Below are 22,933 nucleotides of genomic sequence, written 5' to 3' on the forward strand. Positions count from 1 at the left end.
CCCCTCCGACGGGAGGGGGCCTCGTCTGCGTACGCGCGGGGGGATCAGACGGCCGAGCCGGCCTTCCAGTCGGCCCAGCTCATGTTCCAGCCGTTGAGGCCGTTGTCGGGGGCGATCGTCTTGTCCTTGGAGTTCTTGACGATCACGACGTCACCGACGATCGAGTGGTCGTAGAGCCAGGCGGCCTGCTGGTTCGGGTCGCCGGCGCCCTTGACGTCGTTCAGGCCGACGCAGCCGTGGCTGGTGTTGGCGGAGCCGAAGATCGAGTCCGGGCCCCAGTAGTTGCCGTGGATGAAGGTGCCCGACGTGGACAGGCGCATGGCGTGCGGCACGTCCTTGATGTCGTACTCGCCCTTGCCGTCGTCGTCGGTGAAGCCGACGGTCGCGCCGTTCATCCGGGTCTCCTTGAACTTCTCGGAGATCACCATCTGACCGTTGTAGGTCGGGTTCTCCGGGGAGCCGGCGGAGATCGGGATCGTCTTGATCGTCTTGCCGTCCTGGGTGACCGTCATGTTCTTGGTGGCGACGTCGACGGTCGAGACCTGGTTGCGGCCGATCTTGAAGGTGACGGTCTTCTGCTGGACGCCGAAGATGCCGTCGGCGCCCTCGACGCCGTCGAGGTCGAGCTTCAGCGTGACCGTGGAGCCCTCGGTCCAGTACTTGTCGGGGCGGAAGTCGAGGCGCTGGCCGTTGAACCAGTGGCCGACGACCTCCTGGCCGGCGCTGGAGGTGACGGTGATGCCGCCCTGGACGGCGGCCTTGTCGGTGATCGCCTTGTTGAAGTTGATCGAGACGGGCATGCCGACGCCGACGGTCGAGCCGTCCTCGGGGGTGAAGTTGCCGATGAAGCTGTTGGCCTTCGAGACCGTCGTAAAGGACGAGTTCTCGTGGGCCTCCAGGCCGGCCGCGTCCGTGGCGGTGGCGGCGATCTTGTAGACCGTGGCCCGCTCCAGCTGCTCGGTCGGCTTCCAGCTGAGCCCGTCGGCCGCTATCTCGCCCTTGACCGCGGTGCCCTCGGCGGACGTCATGGTGACGTCGGTGAGCTTGCCCTCGGTGACGGTGACCTTGGCGTCGTTGTTGATCGACGCGTTCTGGGTGCCGGACTTGGGCGCGATGGTGATCTGCGCCTTCGAGGTCTTGGCCGCCTCGGCCGCCTCGTCGACCTGGGACTGCGACGGTGGTGTCGTGGATCCGGAGGCGCTGCCGCCGTTGTCGTCGTTGCACGCCGAGAGCACCAGCACGCCGCCGAGCACCGCGGCCGCGACCGCCAGGCTCTTGCGGCGCTTGCCGTCCGTCATCACACGCATCTCCATCGTCGCCGATTCCCTAGCCAATGCTTGCCAACGCTTACCTAAATACCCATGACACCCCGTCCGGTTCCGGAACCGATCGGTTTGTGGGGAACGCCACTGTTCGACACGCACGAGTGGAGCGCGCGGTTCCCGACGGCACGAGAAAGGCCCCGGGACACCGTCCCGAGGCCTGTGAGCTGCTGGTCCGCTCCCTAGGCCCGGCCGCCGCCGTCCACGTCGTCCGTGTCGTCGGTGCCCTCCACATCTTCCTCGTCCAGGTCCCACTCCAGGGCATCGGGGTCGTACTCGACCTCCTCGGTGCTCCAGGAGGCCTGGACCATCTCGATCCCGGGGACCTCGCGGATCAGGTCGAAGGGCTCGACGAGGTAGGCGAGGGCCTCGGCGCTGTCCTCGCGGGCGGCGGCGCGGGCCTGGACGCGCTCCTCCTCGGGCATGAACTCGTCGCCGTCGATCCGGCCCTCGGCGGCCTCGGTCAGCTCGGCGGGACCGTCGATCTCCAGGACCAGATCGACACGAAGTCGCACAAAGCGCGTTGTCTCGGAAGTACTCATGCGACGGAGCGTAGGGTCACCGGGCTCCCGGCTTTCCCGCGACCCGCTGTTTTCATTAGCATCTGCCGGACCGACCGATGCGCGGTTTCCGCAAGGGGGATCGAAATTTCCGTGTCCGCCGCCCGACGCCCACTTCTCACCGCCACCGCGGCGGGAACACTCCTGTGCGCCCTGTGGTTCGTACCGTCCGCCAACGCCACCGACGAGCAGGCCGGTGTGCAGGTCGGGGTCGGCATCGTCCACGACGACCCGGCCGCGGACGGGGCCCGTCTCGCGGAGACCGGAAACCTGGACACGACGCCGTACCTGCTGGGCGGGACGGGGTTCCTGGTGGTCGGCGCGGGTTTCGTGACCCTGGCGATGAGACAGCGGGGCAGGGCTTCCTGAGCGCCTGGACACACGGAAGGGCCCACCCGGAAGAAGTCCGGGTGGGCCCTTCGCCGTACGTACGGGACGGCTAGGCCAGCGGCCCGGTGACGGGCTCCACGGCGGCGACCAGCTTCCCCGCACTGACGAAGGCGTCGGCGGCGGCCAGGTCGGGCGCGAGGAACCGGTCCGGCCCGGGACCCTCGACACCGGCGGCGCGCAGCGCGTCGATGGCGGCCTGGGAGGCGGGCGCCGGGGTGAGGCCCTCGCGGAGCTCGATGCCCCGGGTCGCGGCGTACAGCTCGACCGCGATGATCCGGTTCAGGTTGCCGATGGCGGTGCGCAGCTTCCGGGCGGCGGACCAGCCCATGGAGACGTGGTCCTCCTGCATGGCGGAGGACGGGATGGAGTCGGCGGAGGCCGGGACGGCGAGCCGCTTCATCTCGCTGACCAGGGCGGCCTGCGTGTACTGGGCGATCATCAGGCCCGAGTCGACGCCGGCGTCCTCGGCGAGGAACGGCGGCAGGCCGTGCGAGCGGTTCTTGTCGAGGAGCCGGTCGGTGCGGCGCTCGGCGATCGAGCCGAGGTCGGCGGCGGCGATCGCGAGGAAGTCGAGGACGTACGCGACGGGGGCGCCGTGGAAGTTGCCGTTGGAGGCGACGCGGCCGTCGGCGAGGACGACGGGGTTGTCGACGGCGGCGGCGAGCTCGCGCTCGGCGACGAGCCGGGCGTGGGCCATGGTGTCGCGGCCGGCGCCGGCGACCTGCGGGGCGCAGCGCACCGAGTAGGCGTCCTGGACGCGGGGCGCCTCACCGGCCTGGGCGTGGCCGGTCAGTCCCGAGCCCTTGAGCACGGCGAGCATGTTGGCGGCGGAGGCGGCCTGGCCCGGGTGCGGGCGGATGGCGTGCAGCTCGGGCTCGAGGACCTTCTCGGTGCCGAGGAGGGCTTCGAGGGAGAGCGCGGCGGTGATGTCGGCCGACTTGTAGAGGGTGTCGAGGTCGGCGAGGGCCATGACGAGCATGCCGAGCATGCCGTCGGTGCCGTTGAGGAGGGCGAGGCCCTCCTTCTCCTTGAGCTCGACGGGCGCGATGCCGTGCGCGGCGAGCAGCTCGCCGGCGGGCTTCAGCTCGCCGTCGGGACCCTCGGCGTCGCCTTCGCCCATCAGGGCGAGGGCGCAGTGGGAGAGCGGGGCGAGGTCGCCGGAGCAGCCGAGGGAGCCGTACTCGTGGACGACGGGGGTGATCCCGGCGTTGAGGACGTCGGCCATGGTCTGCGCGACCTCGGGGCGGACGCCGGTATGACCGGAGGCGACGGTCTTGAGCCGGAGGAACATCAGCGCGCGCACGACCTCGCGCTCGACGCGCGGGCCCATGCCGGCGGCGTGCGAGCGGACGATGTTGCGCTGGAGCTGGGCACGGAGCTCGTGGCTGATGTGCCGGGTGGCGAGCGCGCCGAAGCCGGTGGAGACGCCGTAGACGGGTTCGGGCTTGGCGGCGAGGGCGTCGATCACGTCCCGGGCGGCGGAGAGGGCGCGCACGGCCTCGGTCGACAGCTCGACGCGGGCGCCGTGGCGGGCGACGTCGATGACATCCTGCGGGGTCGTGCCGGACGTGCCGAGGACGACTGTCTGCATATCCATATTCAGCACCCTACGGACTGAAGACCGACCTGTCACTAGGTGATTTTGTCACCGGCTCGCAGGGGCACGGCCCCTTACCGGGTCCCCCGCGACGGATCGGTGATCGCCACCGGGGTTCCAGTCTGCCGCTCAGTGGCGTCAGCGGCGCAGGATGCGGCGCCAGAGGGGACGGCCGGCGCGCCTGCTCACCGCCAGGTTCGCCCGGTACATCAGGGTGTCCGAGTGCTCGGGACCGAAGGTCCGCTCCGCGGCGGCGGCGGCCCGCTCCATCTGCTCCCTCGCCTCTTCGTCACGCCCCGACAGCATGTAGGCAAGGGAGAGACTGGACCGGACGAGCACCGTGTGCGGATGCTCAGGACCGAGGATCCGCTCCCGGTCCGCGAGCACCCCCTCCCACATCTCGATGGCCTCGGCGAAGCGCCCCACGACGAAGTACGAACCGGCGAGGTTGTGCCGGACGGTCAGGGTTGTCAGGCTCCCGGCTCCCAGTTCCTGCTCGAAGAGCGGAAGGAGCTGCTCTTGGATGGCCAGGGCCTCGGCGGTCCGCCCCGCACCGGACAGGTAGTTGGCGAGGTTGCTCCGGACGGCGAGCGTGTTGCGATGGCCGTGGCCGAACGCCTGAATGGTCTCGGCCAGTACGCGCTCCCCCACCTCGATGGCCTCGACGGTACGTCCCGACTCCTGATAGAGGGTCGCGAGGTTGTTCCGGCAATCGAGGGTGACCGGGGAATCGGGGTCGAGCACCCGCTCGCTGACCGCCAGCGCCCGTCGCCCCAGCGCGATCGCCTCGTCACTACGCCGCACTGCGGAGAGGGAGAGCGCTGCCATGCTCTGGAACTGGAGGAACCATGGGCATTCCGGCCCGAGCCTGCGCTCACACTGAGCGGCGAGCTGCTGCCAGTAGGCCAGCGCGGGCTCCGCGAGACCGGCGGCCCGCAAGCTGAGACCGACGCGCGGGAGAACCGAGTGCGGGTCCTCTCCCCAGAGATGCTCACCCGCCACGGCGGTGAGGCTGTCCACGTTGGCCCTCAACATCGCGGCCACAGCCCAATCAGGCTGGTCCACCCCGGGCCATATCTCCACCAGCGCGTCGGCTGCAGCGATCACCAGCGCCGACGAGTCCTCCTCCGAGATCGTCTCGCGGACCGCGCGGGCCGTCAGGGCGTGGATGCGGACCACTCCCGCGTCGCAGGACAACAGCGCGTACCGGTGCAGGACCCGCAGGGTCGCACGGGCCGCTTCCCCTCCACATCCGAGGTACTCCAGCACCGCCTCTGTACGCCACAAGGCTTCCGGATGCCCGGCCGGGTCCAGCAGGGCCGCCAGCCCCAGCACCCGCCGAGCGACCCCCTCCGGGTCCGCCGCCTCCACCGCGTCCAGCGACAGGAGCAGCGTCGTCGCGATCTGCCGCCCGTACCCCTCGGCGTCGGCGGACGGCGGAAGGACCTCCGCGATGGACCGGCTCCCGCGGAACAGCTCCAGGTAGGCCCGGCACCCCAACCCGTGGTTGATCATGTACGCGGCGGCGTGCCCGAGGGCGAGGGGCAGATACCCGAGCTCCTCCGCCAGCTCGTCCACGGCCCCGTCCGCGAGCCCGTCCTCGTCGGCGAGCCGCGCCCGCAGATAGGCGACGGCCTCCCCCGCCTCGTACACGTCGACGGACACCCGCCGCCGCCCGCCCCCGGTCAGCCGCGCGTCGTGCAACCGCGTGGTGGCGAGCACCCACCCGCTGCCGGTCCGACTCACCGGCCACCAACCCTCCACCGCACCGGGGTCGGTGATGTCGTCGAGGACGACGAGCCAGCGCCGCGAGGTGGTCGCCAGCCAGGCCAGGAAGGCACGGGCGTCGGCCTCGGGGTCCGTTCCCGTCACCCCCGGCGCCACGACCCGCACCCCCGCCTCGGCGAACCGCGTGACGACCTGCTGGAGCTCACCGGCCGGCGCCCACACCACAAGGTCCACGCCCTCGGCGACGGCCTGACTGGCATACGACGCGGCGAGCTGCGACTTCCCGACCCCGCCGCCGCCCGACAGGACCTGCGTGAGGACCGCCGTCCCGCCCTCCTCCCGCACGGCGTCGATCCGTTCCCGCAGCCCCGTCCGGGGCTGGAAGGCGGAGGCGAGCGCGGGCACGGCGCCCACTTCAAGCGGCCAGCCGACGGCGTCCGCGCCCTGCGGAGCGGCCTGCTGGACGATGACGGAGCTGTACGGCCCGACCGCGCTGTACGAGGAGTCCCCGCCGACGGAGACGCGCTCGGTCCCGCCCTTCCGCCAGAAGGTCACCGACGCTCGCTCTCGTCGCCGAGCGCGCTGTCCGTCACGTCACCGAGGACCACCTTGCTCTCGGGCCCCACCCGCACGTCGTCGTCACTGCCACGAGCACGCCGGGGCCCCGTACGCGGTGCCGTGCGCGGCCCGACGACCTTGGACCCGCGCCCGACGGCGCTGCCGCTGACGTCCCCGTCGATCACGGTCGCACCCCGCCCGGCCCTGATGCGCCGCCCGGACGAGCCGGAGGGACCGACGAAGGTGTACGCGGCGACCGCCAGGCCCACCACCGCCCCGACGACACTGGCGATCCGGTCACCGCTGTCGAGGTCGACGAAGACGGCGACCCCGATCAGCCCGAGCGCGACGACCCCGGCCGCCCACGCCACGACACGCCCCGTCGTCGTCATGCCCCACCCCGCCCACAAGTCGGCCAACACACCCTCGCAACAGGCTAGATGAGGGCACCGACATAGGGTCGTCCCATGAAGAGAACCACCCCGCCCCGCCCTCTCGACGTCGAAGCGCTCTTCCCGGAACTGGCCGCCCACCGGGGCACGACCACCCGCCTGCACCCGCGCCCGGGCAAGCCCGGCGTGACGGCGAGCTCCGTCGGCGGTCCGATGCTGTGGCCGGCGGACGAACCGTGGCCGGTGTGCACGGAGACGCACGGACGCGGGACCGGGCGGCGCCCGGCGGACATCCGCCGGAAGCGCGAGATCGAGGCCGCCGCGTGGGCGCGGGAGCCGTACGAGGGCCTGACGGAGGAGGAGCTCCGGCTCGTCGAGGACCTGGACCGCGAGCACCGGGTGCCGGAGACGGGCGACACCGATCCGCTGCCCCTGCTCGCCCTCGCGCAGCTGTACGCACGTGACGTCCCGGACCTCCCGCCGGGCCCGGACGGCGCCGACCTGCTCCAGGTCTTCTGGTGCCCCTTCGACGCGCACCGCCCCACCGGCCACAGCATGTTCCTCCACGTGCGCTGGCGCAGGTCGGCGGAAGTGGAGGTGGAGAACATCCTGACGTCTCCGCCGCAACCGCGGGTCGTCGGCTACGAGGGGTACGTCCCCGAGCCCTGCGAGCTGCACCCGGAGCAGGTGGTCACGTACCCCTTCGCGGGGCTGCTGCCCGAGGAGCTGTGCGAGCGGATCTACGCGTGGGAGGAGGAGCTTGAGGAGGAGGCGGACGAGGACGACCCGGTCTCGTACCAGTTCGACCTGTCGATCCCGCCCGGCTGGCAGGCCGGCGGATACGCGTCCTGGCACGTCACGGACCCGTACACGATGGACTGCGCGACCTGCGCGACGCCGATGCGCCTCCTGCTGACGGTCGGCACGTCCGAGTGGGGCGGCGGATACGAGAGCTGGACCCCGATCGAGGACCAGGGCCTGCGCCCGTACCCGCACGCCGTACCCACCGGGGTCGTCGTGGGCAACCACGGCCGGCTCAACGTCTTCGGCTGCCCCACCGGTCCGGACCACCCGCCGCGCTGGAGCGTGCAGTAGGGGTCAGACCGCGTACGTCCGCGCGAACGCGGTGAAGGCGGCCCAGGCGCCAGGGGTGGCGGTGAGCTCGCCCTTGGCGTGGTCCTTGGTGTCGCGGACGAGGACGCGGGGGAGGTTGTCGGCGACCTCGATGCAGGCGTCGTTGTCAGCGCCGCTGTACGTGCTCTTGTGCCAGTTCGGGGTGGGCTCAGTCATCGTGTTCCTTCGCGATCGCGCGCATCAGTTCCAGGGACGCCCGGACGCCCAACGCACCCTGCTGCAACAGATCATAGACACGCTGGAATCGCATCACCTCGGCTGGTTCTTCGGTGTAGTTGCCCGTGCTGAACCCCTCCGTGTACGCCCCTCGCTCCCCCTTCGGGAGGGTGAGGAGCGCCACGGATCCGGGCACGGGAGTCCCCCTCATGGGCAGCACCTGGATGTTCACGTTGGGGCGGTCGCACATGGCGAGAAGGTGCTCGATCTGCTCCCGCATCACGCGCCCGCCTCCCATGTCACGGCGCAGGGAGGCCTCGTCGAGCACGATCATCATCCAGGGCGGGTCGGGCTGATCGAGTACGGCCTGCCGCTCCAGTCGCCTGCCGACGAAGCCGCCGATCTGCCCCGAGTCGCCCGCGAGGCCCGCCTCCATCACCGCTCGGGCGTAGTCGGCCGTCTGGAGCAGGCCCGGCACGACGATCGAGAACTCGTGTATGGCCGTGGCTTCGAGCTGCCGCCGCATGTACGTCTTCGCGTAGTCGCGCACGTTCTGATCGGTGAGGATCTTCACGAGGTTCACCAGCGAGCCGGCCGGAAGCCGCAGGACGATCTCCAGCTTCTTCGCCAGGTCCCGGTCCGGGGGGTCTTCTCCGCGCTCGATCTCGGACAGCCGACTGCCGCTGCTGAAGACCTGCTTCGCCACGTACGCCTGCGTCCACTCACGCCCCAGCGTCAGTCGCGCCTCGCGGACCATGTTCCCGAGGTACTGCTCGATGCTGTCCCCGGGGTCCAGATCTTGCGCTCCTGGCATATGCCCCGTTCCTCACCTGCGCACTGGAACTCAACTCCTGGAAAGCGTAGGTCTGGTCACGCCATCGTGGAGGCAGTCCGGTGGAGATCCATCAGAAAGTGAGCCCTCCATGCGCACCCCCACACCCACACCCCACACCCGCCCCGTCACCGAGCCGGAGGCCGCCCGGGTCTACCGTGACCTCAAGGCCGCCATGGACACCGCCGGCCTCCCCACCAACGGCCTCTACCGCGACGTGACGCACACTCCGGGCGGTGACGTCCATCGGTACGGGCTCGGGACCGTCGGCCTCGGCGGTGCCAAGCGGCTCACGGTGCTTCTCCGTACCGCCACCGCCCGGCACACCCCGTGAGGTACCGCGTCGGTGATGTCGTGATCGACGCCCAGCGGGCGCTGACCGGTCAAGTGCTTGGCGTGCAGGGCAAGTCGCTCACGCTGGTCCGTCCCAGCGGTTACCTCTGGGAGGCGGCGGTGGACGAGTGCTGGACGGCGAGCCCCGAGGAACGCGCGAGCCTGACGCCTCGCGGAGCGGTCCGGGTGATCAGTACCTCGGCTCCCGCGCGAAGTGAGCGCAGGGAGCCCGGAGTTCGGTGACGGCGTCCCAGAGGGTTTCGCGGTCGAAGAGTCGGACCGGCACGTCCCGGTCCGACAGGACGTAGCGGATCGCGCCGAGGGAGTGGTCACCCCAGCCCTCGCGGTGGTGCATGCGGGCGAGGGTCCGGTCGCAACGGGTGCAGGCGAGCCACGGGACGATGACAAACGGGTCCGCCCTGACGGCGTCGGCCTGCTCGATGAGCTTCAGGGAACCATCGCCCGGGCCACCGTCGACGCACCGCCCGAGGTCGGGAGCGAGCGTCCCCCACACACCCCACTCCTCGGCGGCCACGGCGATCTCCGCCCGCGTCGTGTCGCTGATCGGCACCCGGTGCTTCAGCAGCGTCGTGACGAGGAGGTCGAGCCCGGCTTCCTGCTCTCCGATCTGCCAGCAGTCCGTGAACTCCTGGGCCTCGGCGGGCGGGAGGAGCGTGGCGTACCGGCCCCATCGGGCCGCTTCGTCGGTCATCCGGCTGACGCTACCCGTTCGGGCCGCCCGGCAGGCGGACGGCCCGAACCACGCACCACGGAGGATCAGTCGGGCAGCCGCTCCAGGAGCCACTCGCCGAGTTCCCGGGTGATGGCGGTGTGTCCCGTCGTCTCCGAGGAGCAGATGAACTCGTCGACCTCGCTCTCCTCCGGGGGCAGGTCGTCGATGTGCGCGTAGAGGTCCTTCTGCTGGTCGATGTCGCGGATCGCGACCGCGCTGACCGAGGGGACGAAGCAGACGCTCTCGTGCCGCAGGTCGGTCCGGGCGCCGGCCTTCTTCAGCGCGTCGGAGAGGATGCCGTACGAGCGGAGGGTGCCGCCGGGGGCGCCGTCGAGCTCGGGGAAGTCGTCCGTGGTGATCGGCTTCTCGGCCGGGGGGAACCTCCGCTTCAGCTCGGCGACGATGACGTCCTTGCCCTCGGCCTGGGCGTAGAAGGTCGTGCCGGGGTAGATCCGCTCGACCTTCAGCGCGGTCTCGCCGGGCGGGATGGGGAGGCCCGTGCCGTCGCCACGGCCGTTGGCGAGCGCCACCCTGAGGGGAATCTGCGGCCAGCTGCCGACGCGCTCCAGCTCCTCCAGGAACTGCTTGCGCTCGGGGGCGGTCCCGATCTCCCCGGTCTTGGGGTCGTAGTGCCGCCAGAGCAGCTGCCGGGCGGCCGGGCTGTTCATCTGCCGGGCGAAGGGGTTCGGGACCGGGATGAAGTGGGAGAACGCCTGGATGCCGACGGGCACGACAGCGCCGCGGTGCGGGGTGTCGTAGGAGAAGTACAGGCGGACGCGGTGGTCCATCCGCTGTCGCTCCATCTTGGCCAGGGCGTAGCGGGTGATCAGGCCGCCCATGCTGAAGCCGCCCACGGTCAGCGGTGCGTCGCCCAGCTGCTCGGCGACGGTCCGCATGATGGCGGCCGTCGCCGTTTCGGCGTTGTCCAGGATCGAGGCGGAGCGCTCGTTCAGGCCGAGCAGGATGACGTCACGGCCCCGGCGGCGCAGTTCGGTCAGAAGAGGGAAGTCGCGGTCGAGGCCGGCGTACAGCGCCTTCAGGTCGCTCTTGCCGAGGTTGAAGCCGTCGCACAGGATCACCGGCCGGGTGATCCCCTGGTTGCCTTCGCCGTAGAAGACGTGCGCGAAGCCGTTCGGCAGTTCCCACTGCGCGTCCGGTGCCGGGACCGGATACGGCAGGGGGACCGGCGACTCGGCGCCGACTGGGGTGGCGAGGGTGAACTCGCCGACGATCCGCTCGGCCTGCTCCTGCTCGGACAAGATCTTCTCCTTCGATGCGCGCGCAGGACACAGCAGTCCGCTACGGATGCGGACCGGGGGACTGCGAACTGCGCGGGGACAGGCCCATCGTCAGCGGCGCAGTCGCCCGGCAGCCGCGACATGCCCGGGCCGTCATCCGTACGAAGGGACGGGTGGTGAACTGCGCATATGTTCCGCGCGCCCCCCGTTCGACCGACACCGGGCCGGCGGCTGCGGGCCGACTTCCGGACGATCAGGACGAGCTGACCGCGTCGATCTCCGTACTTGTTTCCGACGGTCGCTCTCCCGTACGGCACGGACCGAACGCGCGCCTACGCCCTTCGCCCCGCCGGTACGCGGCGCCCGCTGCCCGAGTGCGCGGGGAACGGACGGCCTCCTCCCCTTTCGAGTGGTGATCACACTCGGCTCGCCGGATTCCGCCACGCCGTCCGACCAGGAGCGATGGGGGGCGCGCACAAGGCGTTGGCCGAGAACACCCCGGTGTGGAGCGCGCCTTCTGGGAGATCACGTTCCGCGTCTGAGTGAATGCGAAGCGTTATTCGATCATCTCTCCAGGTTCGGACGAAGGGGCACAGCCATGCCTACGGCCATGCACAAGACGAGCGGGACGACGAAGACTCCCCTGGCACGGCGGCTGGCCGTCGCGGCCGTCGCGCTGGGCAGCTGCCTGGCGCTCGCCGGCCCGGCGGCGAGCGCCGGCGCGGCGCCCGCCGACCCCGTACGGACCGTCTTCTTCGGCGACTCGTACACCTCCAACTACGGCATCGCCCCCTTCCACCAGGACGACGTCAACAGGCTTCTCTGCTTCCGGGCGAACGAGAACTACCCCGCCGTCGCCACCCGGCGCCTCGCCGACAAGGGCGTCACGCTCACCGTCCGGTCGGACGTCTCCTGCGGAGGCGCGGTCGTCCGCCACTTCTGGGAGGATCAGGAGACGCTGCCCGGCGCCGGCCTGAAGGTCCCGGCGCAGCAGGCCGCACTCAAGGACGACACCCAGCTGGTCGTGGGCAGCATGGGCGGCAACACCCTGGGCTTCACCCGCATCCTCAAGCAGTGCTCCGCCAAGCTCCGTAGCGACGAGCACTCCCTGCTGCCCGGAACACCGGTGGACGGGGACGAACCGGCCGCCGCGTGTGCCGAGTTCTTCGGGTCCGGAGACGGGAAGCAGTGGCTGGACGATCAGTTCGAGCAGGTCGGGTGGGACCTGGAGGAGATGCTCGACCGCATGGCGTACTTCGCCCCCGACGCCAAGCGCGTCCTGGTCGGCTACCCCAGGCTCGTCCCGGAGGACACCGACACGTGCCTGACCGCGGCGCCGGGCCAGACGGAACTGCCGCTCGCCGACATTCCCCAGGACGCCATGCCGGTCCTGGACCGGATCCAGAAGCGGCTGAACGACGTCACGAAGAAGGCCGCCGCCGACGCCGAAGGCGGCGCCGACTTCGTGGACCTCTATGCCGAGACCGGCGGCAACACGATCTGCGACGGGGCGGGCCGGGGCATCGGCGGCCTGCTGGAGACCTCCCGGATCACGATCGGCGAGGTGTCGCTCCCCTGGTACGCGCACCCCAACGAGAAGGGCCGCGACCTTCAGGCGCAGCACGTGGCCGCCAAGGTCGAGGAGGTCCTCAACCGGTAGGGACCTGTTCGGGACGAACCCTCTTGGCGGCCGGGTGAGGGCAGCCGGTACGTTCCCCCCTCGCGGCACGCCTCGAAGGCGTGTGCGTGCCGCGTTCAGGGAGGGAACGTATGCGTAAAGCCCTGTTCCGGCGCCTGGCCTCCACGGCCGTCGCGCTGGGACTCACCTCGGCCGCTCTGCTCGGCGCGGGCACGGCGCCCGCGCAGGCCGCGGTCAGCGACTGCCCCACGGGCTACTTCTGCGCGTGGGCGGACACCAACGGCACGGGCTCGATGTTCAAGACGAACGCGAGCAAGGCGACGCTGGGCACGTGGGACAACAAGTTCCGCATGGTCATCAACCGCTCGTCGCTCATCGCCTGTACCTACGACCAGCCGAACTACGTCGACGGCGTCTCGTGGTACGAGAACGACGGCTATCCCACCAGCATCGCCAGCAGGTCCGTCAGCTCGGTGAAGATGGTCCCGACGCTCCGGGAGTGCGAGACGGACCCGTACCCCTACTGGCGTTCGGAGACGTCGCCCACGGCGGCCGGTTTCGGTGACATGAACGGCGACCGGAAGGCGGACGTCCTCGTCCGCGACATGGCAGGGCGCCTGTGGTTCATGCCGGGTGACGGCACCGGGCGCAAGGTGGGCTCCGGCGGCTGGAACGCCTTCGACAGCATGGTCCGGCACGGCGACTTCAGCCGTGACGGCCGCGAGGACGTGATCACCCGCGAGAAGGCCACCGGCAAGCTGTGGCTCTACCCCGGCACCGGGACCGGCGGCCTCGGCGCGCGCAAGCTGATCGGCGCGGGCGGCTGGAACGCCATGAGCCGGATCGCCGCGTTCGGCGACCTGACCGGCGACGCGCGGTCCGACCTGCTCGCCGTCGAGAGGTCCACCGGCCGGCTGTGGCTGTACCCGGGCACGTCCACGGGCACGCTGGGCGCGCGCAAGCTGCTCGGCAACGGCGGCTGGAACGGCATGAACGCCCTGGCCGGCGTCGGTGACATGAACGGCGACGGCCGGGCCGACCTGTACGCCCGTGAGGCGTCCACCGGCAAGCTCTGGCTCTACCCGGGCAAGCCCGGCGCGCTCGGCTCGCGGGTGCTGGTCGGCAGCGGCGGCTGGAACGCCATGACGTCGCTCATCGCGAACGGCGACTGGTCGGGCGACGGCAAGGCGGACCTGCTCGCGACGAAGGACCCCGACTGGCTGGTCCAGTACCAGGGCACCGGCACGGGCGGCGTCCGCGCGGGCGAGGAGACCACCGGCACCTGGTGGTACCTGAACGGCGCCTTCTGAGTCCGAAGAGGGCCTCCGCCTCCGGGCGGGGGCCCTCTTGGCGTGCGAGGGACCGGCGGCGTGCCCGTGTCAACGGGTGTGTCCGAACCGCCGGCAGCTCATCCGGCCGGTCATCCTCTCCGACGGCTTCTCCGGCGGGGCGAGCGAGCTCGACAAGCCCTGGCACGGCCTGGAGGAGAACGGCGACTCCACGCGGCCGGCCGGGACGTCATCATCCTCGGCCACCACGACCGGCCGGCGTCGATCAAGGACAACGCCGGCACCGCCATCGAGCGCATCCGCCGCGCCCTCGACGAGCGGGCGGGTCGGGCGAAGCTGGTCGTGGGCAGCTCCGTCGGAATGGGTACGACTACTCAAGCGGGCGGTGGCCGCCGGCCCGCAAGGTAGCGGCATGCGATCGATCTTCTCCCCGAAGCCCCTGCTCACCGCCGCACTCGGCAGCGTCGTCGTCCTGGCCGCCGTCGGCACCCCGAGCGCCCACGCCGGCACGACCACCACCCGCGCCTCCGCCACCACGACCGCCTCCGCCGCCTCGGCTCGCGCCGTCGCCGCCCACGCCGCCTCCCGCGCCGCCGCCATGCGGACCGCCCGGGCGGCGACCGTCATGTCGAGCGCCCGTGTGGCCGAGGCACGGTTCCTGGAGCTGGCCCACCTCCTCGCGCAGAGCTGCGAACCGCAGGTCCTCAGCGCCGCAGGCCACGTGGCATCGGCGCCGACCCCCGACCACCCCCTGCCCGTCCTGGCCGACCCGGTGCCGCTGACCCCGGCGGAGGAGTGCGCCGCCCAGAGGCACCAGTTCCGGATCAACAAGGCGTTCTCCGGACAGGAGACGGCCACGTACGAGCAGCTGCGGGACAGGCTGAAGGCCCTGACATACCCCGGAGCACGGATCCACCGCATGCCGAACTTCACGGGCAAGCCCGTGGTGAGGCTCGACCTGCGCGTGGGAGCCGAACACCTGGCCCTGGAGGTCACCGACATCGGCCACGGCGTCATGGTCCGGGCGTTCGGCGCACCGCAGGGCTGGATGGTGACCGATGTCCGGCTGAAGCGGCAGCCGGACCGTCCCACCTCCTGAGAAACCTCCTGATACCTCCGGTGAAAGCCCGAGGCTAGGCCTCGCGCACGACACGGTGCCGGAGCAGGATCGAGCGGCCGTCGAAGGTGCGGGTCTCCACCGTCTCCAGTTCCGTGCGGTTCTCGGCAGGGCGGAAGGCCGGGGTGCCGCCGCCGAGGAGCACGGGGTGGACGACGACCCGGTACTCGTCGATCGCACCGTGCGCGCCCAGGTGGGCGGCCAGGTCCGCGCCGCCGAACAGCACCAGGTTCTTTCCGGACGCCGCGAGCGCCCTCAGCTCCTCGGCGACGTTCTCGGAGACGAGCGTGGTGTTCCAGTCGAGGTCCCGGCCCGCGAGGGTCCGGGAGACCACGACCTTCGGGGTCTCCAGCCAGACCGGGGCGAAGGCCAGGTCGTGCGGGTCCTGCGAGTACTTCCGGGCGTTCGGCCAGAAGCCGGACATCAGGTCCCAGACCTTGCGGCCGTAGAGGAAGACCGTGTCGCCGGCGGTCAGTTCCTCGGTGTAGGCGGAGAGTTCGGGGCCCATGGCCGGCCAGTCGAACTCCCCGTTCGGCCCGGCGATGAAACCGTCGAGGGACTGGTGCACGAAGTGAATGATCCGACCCATGGTGTCTCCGCCTGACTTCCGGTGTCGCGTACCGCCCTTGCGGCTCGCTCTCGCCATGAAGTCGGAGTCGGGCGACGCCCTTCGACATTCCAGGAGAAGTTCTTTCGGCCAACTTCTTTCGGCCAGGGCGGCCGTGGAAGTCAGCGTCACTCGTACGGGCGGTCTTCACCCAGCGTGTCGTTCCGGGCATATGCCGTGCGGTACGTTCGCAACAAATCGGCCCCCGTCGACGGGTGCAACCGTCGCCGAGGGCCTGAACCACCAGTGGAAGAGCGTCCACCCGTGATGTATCGCAACTTTATCGCGCCCTCGCGCGACTTCACCCAGCTGACCAACGCCCTCATCCGGCATCCGCGCCTCGACTCGCACGCGACGCGCCTCCTGACCTGGCAGCTCTCCCTCCCGGCACACGCCCGCGAAACCCTCTCCGACACCGCCAAGCGCGCCCGGATCGGGGCCACTTCCTTCAACGCCGCCAAGCGGCAGCTCAAGGCCGAGGGGTACGTGCACGAGCGCAGGGTCCAGATGGCCGGCGGGCTCTGGGCCACCCAACAGCTCGTCTCCAGCACGCCGTTACGCCCCGAGGAAGCCGCCAAGGTCTTCGCCCGGCTGCCTGCCCGCACCGGCATCGAGCGGGTGTATCCGCAGGTGGCGCCGAGTGCCCGCCCTCCGGCCGTCGGTGGTCCGACACCCCCGTCGACCGACGGTCATCCAGAGAAAACACCGGAGGGAAAGACCTCCAACCTTCCGCCCGATCCGGAGCCGGAGCCCCGTCCGGAGCGGGAGCCCGAGCCCGATCCGGAGCCCGAGCCCGATTCGGAATCCGAGCCCGAGCCCGAGCCCGAGCCCCAACTCGCCGAGGCCCGCGCCCTCGTCGGCGCCCTCCCCCTCCTCTCCCCCGCCCTCCGCCGCATCCCTCCCGGCATGCGCGACGAACTCGCCCTCCTCGTCGCCCGCTGGCTCGCCGCCGGGCACACCTCCGCCGACGTCCACGAGCACCTTCGGCTCGGACTGCCCGGCGCCGGGACGCCCGTACACCGGCCGGGCGGGCTCGTGCGGTACCTGCTGAAGGACGTGCCGCCCCTCGCCCCGCCCCCGGCCCCGCACGGGCCCCCACGCCTCTCCGCGCGCCTCGAAGGCGCCGTCGAGTGCTCCGGGAGACACGTCCAGCCCATGCTGTTCCGGCCCGTCGCCGACGAGACGCTCTGCCCGGACTGCGCGGCGCCCGGGCCCGTACCGCCTCAGGGGTCCTGAGGCGGCAGCTCCACCGGCGGTGCGTCGCGGAAGCGGCGGCGGTCGCGGGCTCCCGGCGGGGCGTCGGCCAGACGGATGACCGTGCCGTCCCGGCCCGCCACGACCGGCTTCGCCGAGCGCGCCGCCTTCGCCTGGTACTGGGCCGCGTCCGCGAGCCGGAAGAGGCGGCGCGCCGACCTGAGCGGGCCGATGGGATCGCCCGTGGACGCGACCCCGCACGCCACGCCCTCACCGAGCTCCAGCTCCGCCGCCCGCACGCAGAGCTCCTCGGCGACCGCGACCACCTCGTCCGCCGTCGGGCCGACCGTGAGGAGGCAGAACTCGTCGCCGCCGAGGCGGGCCGCGAGCGCGCCGGGGAGCCGGGCGCCGCAGCGGGAGAGGACCGAGCCGAAGCGTTCGAGGAGCCGGTCGCCGACGGCGTGGCCGTGGGTGTCGTTGACCCGCTTGAGGCCGTTGAGGTCGCAGACCATCAGGCTCACGACGGAGCCGTCGGCCCGGTAGCGCTCGATGGCCTCGTCCAGTCGGGTGTCGACGGCCCGCCGGTTGGCGAGGCCGGTGAGCGGATCGGTGAAGGCCAGCTTGCGGACCTCCTCCAGGCGCTCCGCCTGGGCGATGCCGGCCGCGACGACCGCCGCGAGGACGGTCGCGAAGTCGGCGTCCGCCCGGGTGAAAGGTTTCGCCTCGGGCGGCCGCGCGACGTACAGCTCACCCCAGGCCCGGCCGTGCAGCACGATCGGGGCGACCACGCAGCAGCCCCGGCCCCGCCTTCGCAGGCCCGTCACACGGCCGGTCGGGACCCGGTCGTCGGCCGTCTCCACCCAGGCGTCGGGCTCGCCGCCACCGGCCCACTGCTCGTGCAGGAACTCGGTGATCTCGGGAAACTGGTGCACCGGATACGTCTCCGAGTCCGGGAACTCCTCCTCGCCCACGGCCCGCTCCCCGGCGTTGACCAGGACCTTGAGTCTGCCGTGGTCCCGCTCCCAGACGGAGAGGGCGGCGAACGTCCCGTCGAGCCCCTCGCAGGACCCGAGCGCCGCCGCCCGCCAGAACTCGCGTGGAGTGTGCGCCGCCGCCATCCCCTGCGCCAGCGCCACTACGGCCCGCAGCCGTACATCCTCACCCATTCCTCCAGCTTAGGGAGGTTTGACCCGTTTTCCCCTGCGAGGCGTCACGGAAAGTGACATTTAGTGCAAAGAGGGACGAACGGACCGACCCCGGAGAGGGTCACTCCCCCGGCCACTCCGGCTTCCGCTTCTCGTTGAACGCCGCCACGCCCTCCGCGCGGTCCCCCGAGAACGCCACCGAACGCCACGCCGCGTCCTCGACCTCCAGGCCGGCCCGCAGGTCCAGGCCCTGGCCGAGCCGCATGGCCTTCTTCGCGGCGCGCAGCCCGACCGGCGAGTTGACCGCGATCCGACCGGCCAGCTCCAGGGCGCCCGTCCGCGCGTCCTCCGCCAGGAGGTCGACGAGACCCAGCTCGCGCGCCTCCGCCGCCTCCACCCGGCGCGCCGTGAAGACCAGCTCGGCGGCGCGCGCCGCGCCCACCCGGCGCGGGAGGAGCTGCGTACCACCGCCGCCCGGGATGACGCCGACGGAGACCTCGGGGAGGCCGACCACGGCGGTCCCGTCGGCGACGATCACGTCGCAGGCGAGCGCGAGCTCGAAGCCGCCGCCGAGGGCGAAGCCGTGCACGGCGGCGACCGTCGGCATCGGCAGCTCCAGGACGCCGGTGTAGGCGGCACGGGCGGTCGGGCGCTGGCGGACGAGCTCGGCGTCGGTGAAGGAGTTGCGCTCCTTGAGGTCCGCGCCGACGCAGAAGGCCCGGTCGTTCGAGGAGGTGAGGACGGTGACGCGGACGGAGGCGTCGGCGGCGAGCGCGTCGCAGGCCGCGCCGAGGGAGCGGGCCATCTCGGAGGAGACCGCGTTCATCGCCTTGGGCCGGTCGAGGACCAATTCGGCCACGTGACCGTCCTTCCGGACCACCACGAACTCACCAAAACGCTGCTCGGACATGCCGCAGACCCTCCCGACCCGCTCGGGCCCGTTAACGACGGTTAACGGGCGTTCACCCGAGATCCTAGGGCCTGGCGGCCGGATCAGGCAGGGTCAGGGGCGTCGCGAGCCCTGCCTGATCCGCCCGCCAGGCCCTAGGTCGGGCGGCGGGTCAGGAGCCAGGGCTCGACGACACCGAGGCCTCGTACCGGCCTCTGCCACATCGGCTGGAGCGCGAAGCGGTACGTGGCGGCCTGGCGGCCCTCCTTCTCCGCGCGGGCCGCCTCCTCGGCCGCCTCCGCCTCGGAGGCGGGCGCGTCCCCGGTCCTGGACAGCTCCGCCGCGAGCGCGCCGTCGACGAGCACGGCGTCCTTGGGGGCTATCGAGGTGAGGCGGCTGGCGAGGTTCACGGTCGTGCCGAAGACATCGCCCATGCGGGTGGTCACCGTGCCGAAGGCGATGCCGACGCGCAGCGCGGGCATCGTCTCGTCGTGGCCGAGGGTCTCGATGAGCCGGAGCGCGATCTCGGCGGCCGTGCCGGGGTCGTCGGCGCAGTAGAGGACCTCGTCGCCGAGGGTCTTGATGAGCCGGCCGCCGTGCGCGGCGACGAGGTCGGCGCAGGTCGTCTCGAAGGCCTCGACGAGCTCGCCGAGCTCCTCCTCCTCCAGGCGGCGGGTGAGGCGGGTGAAGCCCACGAGGTCCGCGAAGCCGACCGCGAGCCGCCGGTCGACCATCTCCTCGTCGTCGGCGGCCTGCACGAGCACGCGGCCGGTCGCGGCGGCGAGCTGCCGCCGCCACACGTAGATCAGGAACTCCTCCAGCTCGGGCAGGAGCAGCTCGACGAGGGGATATGTCACCTCGGTGCGGGTCATGCCGGGCTCGGGCGGCTCGGTGAGGCCCTCCAGGAAGGAGTCGATCTGCCACTCGGCGAGCCGGGCGGTCGTCTGGCCGGTGGAGCGGGCGACCTGGACGGCCATGGGCTCGCTGAGCAGTCCGGCCTCGACGAGACCGGCGAGGCGGCGCAGCGCGAGGACGTCGGCCTCGGTGAGGGCCTTGGCCTGGCCGATGTCGGCGAAGCCCATGGCGCGCCAGAAGCGGGAGGCGAGCTCCATGGAGACGCCGGCGGTGCGGGCGGCCTGGAACGGCGTGTAGCGGCGGTCGGCGCCGAGGATCAGCTGTTCCAGCCGGATGGCGAGGGGGTCGTCGCTCGGCTCGGCCGTGTGGTCGACCTCGTGGTGCGGGGTGGGGTACGTGGGCGGTTCGTGGGTGGGGTTCGCGGGTGGCTCGGTTCCGTCGCCCGCGTTCGCGTCGTCGACGGTCACCGGCCGCCTCCTGCCCGTTCCCTGCCGCTGCCCACGTGTCCTGCCGATCTGTCGCTTGGATCGCGCTCCACGATACGGCAGGTGTGTGCTGGCTCACGCGCGAACGGCTGCCGCCTTCGCGCGGTGGGGGTGCGCCCACCCTGCCCTGGAGGGTGGGCGCCCACGCCCCAGGTCAGCTCGGAGTCCGCAGGTGGACGATGTCGCCCGCGCCGACGGCCTCCTGGCCGCCGCCCTCCGTGGCCACGACGAGGCGCCCGTCGCCGTCCAGGGCGACGGCCTCGCCCTCCAGCATCCGCTCGCCGGGCAGGTCGGCCCGGACGCGGCGGCCGAGGGTCGCGCAGCCGGCCGCGTAGGCCGCCTGGAGGCCGGAGGCGGCGGGGTCGCCGTCGGCCCGCACCCAGTCGCCGTACCACTGGGCGAGGGAGCGCAGGACGGCCCGCAGGAGGGTGTCGCGGTCGGTGGATACGGCGCCGGCGAGGAGGAGGGAGCCGGCCCCGGGGACGGGCAGCTCGTCCTCGCGCAGGGTGACGTTGATGCCGAGACCGACGACGATGGCGTCCTCCCCGGCGCGCTCGGCGAGGATGCCGCCGGTCTTGCGCTCCTCGCCTCCGACGGAAACCAGCAGGTCGTTCGGCCACTTGAGGGACATGTCGGTCCCGGCGGCCTTCGCGAGGCCGGTCGCGGCGGCCACGCCGGTGAGCAGCGGGAGCCAGCCCCAGCGGTGCACGGGCACGTCCGGCTTGAGGAGGACGGAGAGGAAGAGTCCGGAGCGGGCGGGCGCCGTCCAGCTGCGGTCGAGGCGGCCGCGGCCCGAGGTCTGTTCCTCGGCGACGAGCACCGCGCCCTCGGGCAGCTCGTCGGCGCGGGCGGCGAGGTCGCTGTTGGTGGAGCCGGTGGTGCCGACCACGTCGAGCGAGGTCCACAGAGCGTCGGGTTGCACGAGCGCGCGACGCAGGGCGGGGGCGTTCAGCGGGGGCCGGTCGAGGTCGGACCAGGGCCGGTCGGAGCCTTGAGAGGTCGTCATGCAAGCCAGAGTAGGTGTGGCAAAGACCGCAGTGCCGAACCGTATCCGCGTCGATACGCTACGGGTCAGTAGGCCAGCAGTAGCCCATTCGTAGTCAACGAACCCCCCGTGACCAGGCAGGGAGCCGCATCCCGATGTCCGAGCCGGCAGAGCAGTACGAGATCGACATTCACACGACCGCGGGCAAGATCGCGGACCTCAAGCGCCGTATCGACGAGGCCACGCACGCCGGCTCGGAGCGCGCGGTGGAGAAGCAGCACGCGAAGGGCAAGCTGACCGCGCGTGAGCGGATCGCCCTGCTGCTCGACGAGGGGTCCTTCGTCGAGCTGGACGAGCTGGCTCGCCACCGGTCGACCAACTTCGGCCTGGAGAAGAACCGCCCGTACGGAGACGGTGTCGTCACCGGCTACGGCACGGTCGACGGGCGCCCCGTGGCCGTGTTCTCGCAGGACTTCACGGTATTCGGCGGTGCGCTCGGCGAGACGTACGGCCAGAAGATCATCAAGGTGATGGACTTCGCGCTGAAGACGGGCTGCCCCGTCATCGGCATCAACGACTCCGGCGGCGCCCGCATCCAGGAGGGTGTGAGCGCGCTCGGCATGTACGGCGAGATCTTCCGCCGCAACACCCACGCGTCGGGGGTGATCCCGCAGATCTCCCTGATCGTCGGCCCGTGCGCGGGCGGCGCGGTGTACTCCCCCGCGATCACCGACTTCACGGTGATGGTGGACCAGACCTCGCACATGTTCATCACCGGTCCGGACGTCATCAAGACGGTGACCGGCGAGGACGTGGGCTTCGAGGAGCTGGGCGGCGCCCGGACGCACAACTCGACCTCGGGTGTCGCGCACCACATGGCGGGGGACGAGAAGGACGCCATCGAGTACGTGAAGTCCCTGCTGTCCTACCTGCCGTCGAACAACCTCTCGGAGGCGCCGGCCTTCCCCGAGGTCGCGGACACCGAGGTGACGGACGAGGACCGCGAGCTCGACACGCTGATCCCTGACTCGGCCAACCAGCCGTACGACATGCACAGGGTCATCGAGCACGTCCTCGACGACGGCGAGTTCCTGGAGACGCAGGCGCTGTTCGCGCCGAACATCGTGACCGGCTTCGGCCGTGTCGAGGGCTTCCCGGTCGGTGTCGTCGCCAACCAGCCGATGCAGTTCGCCGGCTGCCTCGACATCAACGCCTCGGAGAAGGCGGCGCGGTTCGTCCGGACGTGCGACGCCTTCAACATCCCGGTCTTGACGTTCGTCGACGTGCCGGGCTTCCTGCCGGGTGTGGACCAGGAGTACGGCGGCATCATCCGGCGCGGCGCGAAGCTGATCTACGCGTACGCCGAGGCGACGGTCCCGCTGATCACGGTCATCACCCGGAAGGCCTTCGGCGGCGCGTACGACGTCATGGGCTCCAAGCACCTGGGCGCCGACCTGAACCTGGCGTGGCCGACCGCGCAGATCGCGGTGATGGGCGCGCAGGGCGCGGTGAACATCCTGCACCGCAGGACGATCACCGAGGCGGAGGACCAGGACGCGGAGCGGGCGCGGCTGATGCAGGAGTACGAGGACGCCCTGCTGAACCCGTACATCGCGGCCGAGCGCGGCTACATCGACGGCGTGGTCATGCCCTCGGACACCCGCCCGCAGATCGTGAAGGGGCTGCGTCAGCTGCGCACGAAGCGGGAATCCCTTCCCCCGAAGAAGCACGGCAACATCCCGCTGTAGCCGCGTA

At 71.5% G+C, this 22,933-nt stretch carries 22 protein-coding genes; 8 read left to right on the forward strand and 14 right to left on the reverse strand.

Annotation, left to right across the window (positions count from 1 at the left end):
• Positions 1-44: 44 nt before the first annotated feature.
• Both DEJ46_RS14425 and DEJ46_RS14430 read right to left on the reverse strand, forming a co-directional pair.
• Positions 45-1,313 carry an Ig-like domain-containing protein gene (locus tag DEJ46_RS14425; protein ID WP_150266661.1) on the reverse strand — a complete coding sequence of 423 codons (1,269 nt, stop codon included), beginning with the start codon at positions 1,311-1,313 and terminating at the stop codon, positions 45-47.
• A gap of 191 nt (positions 1,314-1,504) precedes the next feature.
• Positions 1,505-1,864: a hypothetical protein gene (locus DEJ46_RS14430; protein ID WP_150266663.1), complete on the reverse strand. Its 360-nt coding sequence runs from the start codon at positions 1,862-1,864 to the stop codon at positions 1,505-1,507.
• A gap of 111 nt (positions 1,865-1,975) precedes the next feature.
• On the opposite strand from DEJ46_RS14430, the gene DEJ46_RS14435 reads away from it, so the two are divergent.
• Positions 1,976-2,251 (forward strand): hypothetical protein, encoded by a 276-nt coding sequence (locus tag DEJ46_RS14435; RefSeq protein WP_150266665.1) that lies wholly within the window; start codon positions 1,976-1,978, stop codon positions 2,249-2,251.
• Between the two features lie 70 nt (positions 2,252-2,321).
• On the opposite strand, the gene hutH is transcribed toward DEJ46_RS14435, so the two are convergent.
• From hutH to DEJ46_RS14450, 3 genes are all read right to left on the reverse strand, one after another.
• Entirely contained in the window at positions 2,322-3,869 is a 1,548-nt protein-coding gene (hutH, locus tag DEJ46_RS14440) for a histidine ammonia-lyase (RefSeq protein WP_150266667.1), read from the reverse strand.
• A gap of 138 nt (positions 3,870-4,007) precedes the next feature.
• The gene (locus DEJ46_RS14445; RefSeq protein ID WP_150266668.1) at positions 4,008-6,152 is read right to left on the reverse strand and encodes a tetratricopeptide repeat protein; all 2,145 of its coding nucleotides are present in this window, start codon (positions 6,150-6,152) and stop codon (positions 4,008-4,010) included.
• Positions 6,149-6,547, reverse strand: coding sequence for a hypothetical protein (locus tag DEJ46_RS14450; RefSeq protein ID WP_024756774.1), 399 nt, complete (start codon positions 6,545-6,547; stop codon positions 6,149-6,151). Before DEJ46_RS14450 ends, DEJ46_RS14445 begins: the two co-directional genes overlap by 4 nt.
• Positions 6,548-6,622: 75 nt before the next feature.
• Here DEJ46_RS14450 and DEJ46_RS14455 point away from each other — a divergent pair, with 75 nt between their 5' ends.
• Positions 6,623-7,642, forward strand: a complete 1,020-nt coding sequence (locus tag DEJ46_RS14455) for a hypothetical protein (RefSeq protein WP_150266670.1) — start codon at positions 6,623-6,625, stop codon at positions 7,640-7,642.
• 3 nt (positions 7,643-7,645) lie between these two features.
• Here the strand turns inward: DEJ46_RS14455 and DEJ46_RS14460 are convergent, their stop codons facing one another.
• Both DEJ46_RS14460 and DEJ46_RS14465 read right to left on the reverse strand, forming a co-directional pair.
• Positions 7,646-7,837: a DUF397 domain-containing protein gene (locus DEJ46_RS14460; protein ID WP_150266672.1), complete on the reverse strand. Its 192-nt coding sequence runs from the start codon at positions 7,835-7,837 to the stop codon at positions 7,646-7,648.
• Complete coding sequence (locus DEJ46_RS14465) at positions 7,830-8,651, reverse strand: helix-turn-helix transcriptional regulator (RefSeq protein ID WP_150266674.1); 822 nt, start codon at positions 8,649-8,651, stop codon at positions 7,830-7,832. The genes DEJ46_RS14460 and DEJ46_RS14465 overlap by 8 nt, the downstream gene beginning before the upstream one ends.
• 109 nt (positions 8,652-8,760) lie before the next feature.
• Here DEJ46_RS14465 and DEJ46_RS14470 point away from each other — a divergent pair, with 109 nt between their 5' ends.
• Positions 8,761-9,003 (forward strand): hypothetical protein, encoded by a 243-nt coding sequence (locus DEJ46_RS14470; RefSeq protein WP_150266676.1) that lies wholly within the window; start codon positions 8,761-8,763, stop codon positions 9,001-9,003.
• 189 nt (positions 9,004-9,192) lie between these two features.
• On the opposite strand, the gene DEJ46_RS14475 is transcribed toward DEJ46_RS14470, so the two are convergent.
• Together DEJ46_RS14475 and DEJ46_RS14480 are read right to left on the reverse strand one after the other, a co-directional pair.
• Positions 9,193-9,714: a hypothetical protein gene (locus DEJ46_RS14475; RefSeq protein ID WP_150266677.1), complete on the reverse strand. Its 522-nt coding sequence runs from the start codon at positions 9,712-9,714 to the stop codon at positions 9,193-9,195.
• A 65-nt stretch (positions 9,715-9,779) separates the two neighbouring features.
• Positions 9,780-10,994, reverse strand: a complete 1,215-nt coding sequence (locus tag DEJ46_RS14480; protein ID WP_150266679.1) for an esterase/lipase family protein — start codon at positions 10,992-10,994, stop codon at positions 9,780-9,782.
• Positions 10,995-11,571: 577 nt separating this feature from the next.
• On the opposite strand from DEJ46_RS14480, the gene DEJ46_RS14485 reads away from it, so the two are divergent.
• The 3 genes from DEJ46_RS14485 to DEJ46_RS14500 all read left to right on the forward strand — a co-directional run bounded on the left by DEJ46_RS14485 (position 11,572) and on the right by DEJ46_RS14500 (position 15,000).
• Complete coding sequence (locus DEJ46_RS14485; protein WP_223834623.1) at positions 11,572-12,633, forward strand: SGNH/GDSL hydrolase family protein; 1,062 nt, start codon at positions 11,572-11,574, stop codon at positions 12,631-12,633.
• 110 nt (positions 12,634-12,743) lie between these two features.
• Positions 12,744-13,922: an FG-GAP-like repeat-containing protein gene (locus tag DEJ46_RS14490; protein WP_150266681.1), complete on the forward strand. Its 1,179-nt coding sequence runs from the start codon at positions 12,744-12,746 to the stop codon at positions 13,920-13,922.
• A gap of 391 nt (positions 13,923-14,313) precedes the next feature.
• Positions 14,314-15,000 carry a hypothetical protein gene (locus tag DEJ46_RS14500; RefSeq protein ID WP_190622645.1) on the forward strand — a complete coding sequence of 229 codons (687 nt, stop codon included), beginning with the start codon at positions 14,314-14,316 and terminating at the stop codon, positions 14,998-15,000.
• A 34-nt stretch (positions 15,001-15,034) separates the two neighbouring features.
• Here the strand turns inward: DEJ46_RS14500 and DEJ46_RS14505 are convergent, their stop codons facing one another.
• Positions 15,035-15,607 carry a dihydrofolate reductase family protein gene (locus tag DEJ46_RS14505; RefSeq protein ID WP_150266685.1) on the reverse strand — a complete coding sequence of 191 codons (573 nt, stop codon included), beginning with the start codon at positions 15,605-15,607 and terminating at the stop codon, positions 15,035-15,037.
• A gap of 285 nt (positions 15,608-15,892) precedes the next feature.
• Here DEJ46_RS14505 and DEJ46_RS39135 point away from each other — a divergent pair, with 285 nt between their 5' ends.
• Positions 15,893-16,861 carry a hypothetical protein gene (locus DEJ46_RS39135; RefSeq protein ID WP_223834624.1) on the forward strand — a complete coding sequence of 323 codons (969 nt, stop codon included), beginning with the start codon at positions 15,893-15,895 and terminating at the stop codon, positions 16,859-16,861.
• Here DEJ46_RS39135 and DEJ46_RS14520 read toward each other — a convergent pair.
• From DEJ46_RS14520 to DEJ46_RS14535, 4 genes are all read right to left on the reverse strand, one after another.
• Positions 16,849-17,985 (reverse strand): GGDEF domain-containing protein, encoded by a 1,137-nt coding sequence (locus DEJ46_RS14520; protein WP_150266689.1) that lies wholly within the window; start codon positions 17,983-17,985, stop codon positions 16,849-16,851. The genes DEJ46_RS39135 and DEJ46_RS14520 overlap by 13 nt on opposite strands.
• Before the next feature lie 100 nt (positions 17,986-18,085).
• Positions 18,086-18,874, reverse strand: a complete 789-nt coding sequence (locus DEJ46_RS14525) for an enoyl-CoA hydratase/isomerase family protein (RefSeq protein ID WP_055641659.1) — start codon at positions 18,872-18,874, stop codon at positions 18,086-18,088.
• Positions 18,875-19,008: 134 nt separating this feature from the next.
• Entirely contained in the window at positions 19,009-20,175 is a 1,167-nt protein-coding gene (locus DEJ46_RS14530) for an adenylate/guanylate cyclase domain-containing protein (protein WP_150266691.1), read from the reverse strand.
• 172 nt (positions 20,176-20,347) lie between these two features.
• On the reverse strand, positions 20,348-21,199 hold the full coding sequence (locus DEJ46_RS14535) for a biotin--[acetyl-CoA-carboxylase] ligase (protein WP_150266693.1): 852 nt from the start codon (positions 21,197-21,199) through the stop codon (positions 20,348-20,350).
• A gap of 134 nt (positions 21,200-21,333) precedes the next feature.
• Here DEJ46_RS14535 and DEJ46_RS14540 point away from each other — a divergent pair, with 134 nt between their 5' ends.
• Entirely contained in the window at positions 21,334-22,926 is a 1,593-nt protein-coding gene (locus DEJ46_RS14540) for an acyl-CoA carboxylase subunit beta (protein ID WP_150266695.1), read from the forward strand.
• The last annotated feature ends 7 nt before the right edge of the window (positions 22,927-22,933 follow it).

Source organism: Streptomyces venezuelae, assembly GCF_008642375.1.
Lineage (GTDB): Bacteria > Actinomycetota > Actinomycetes > Streptomycetales > Streptomycetaceae > Streptomyces > Streptomyces venezuelae_G.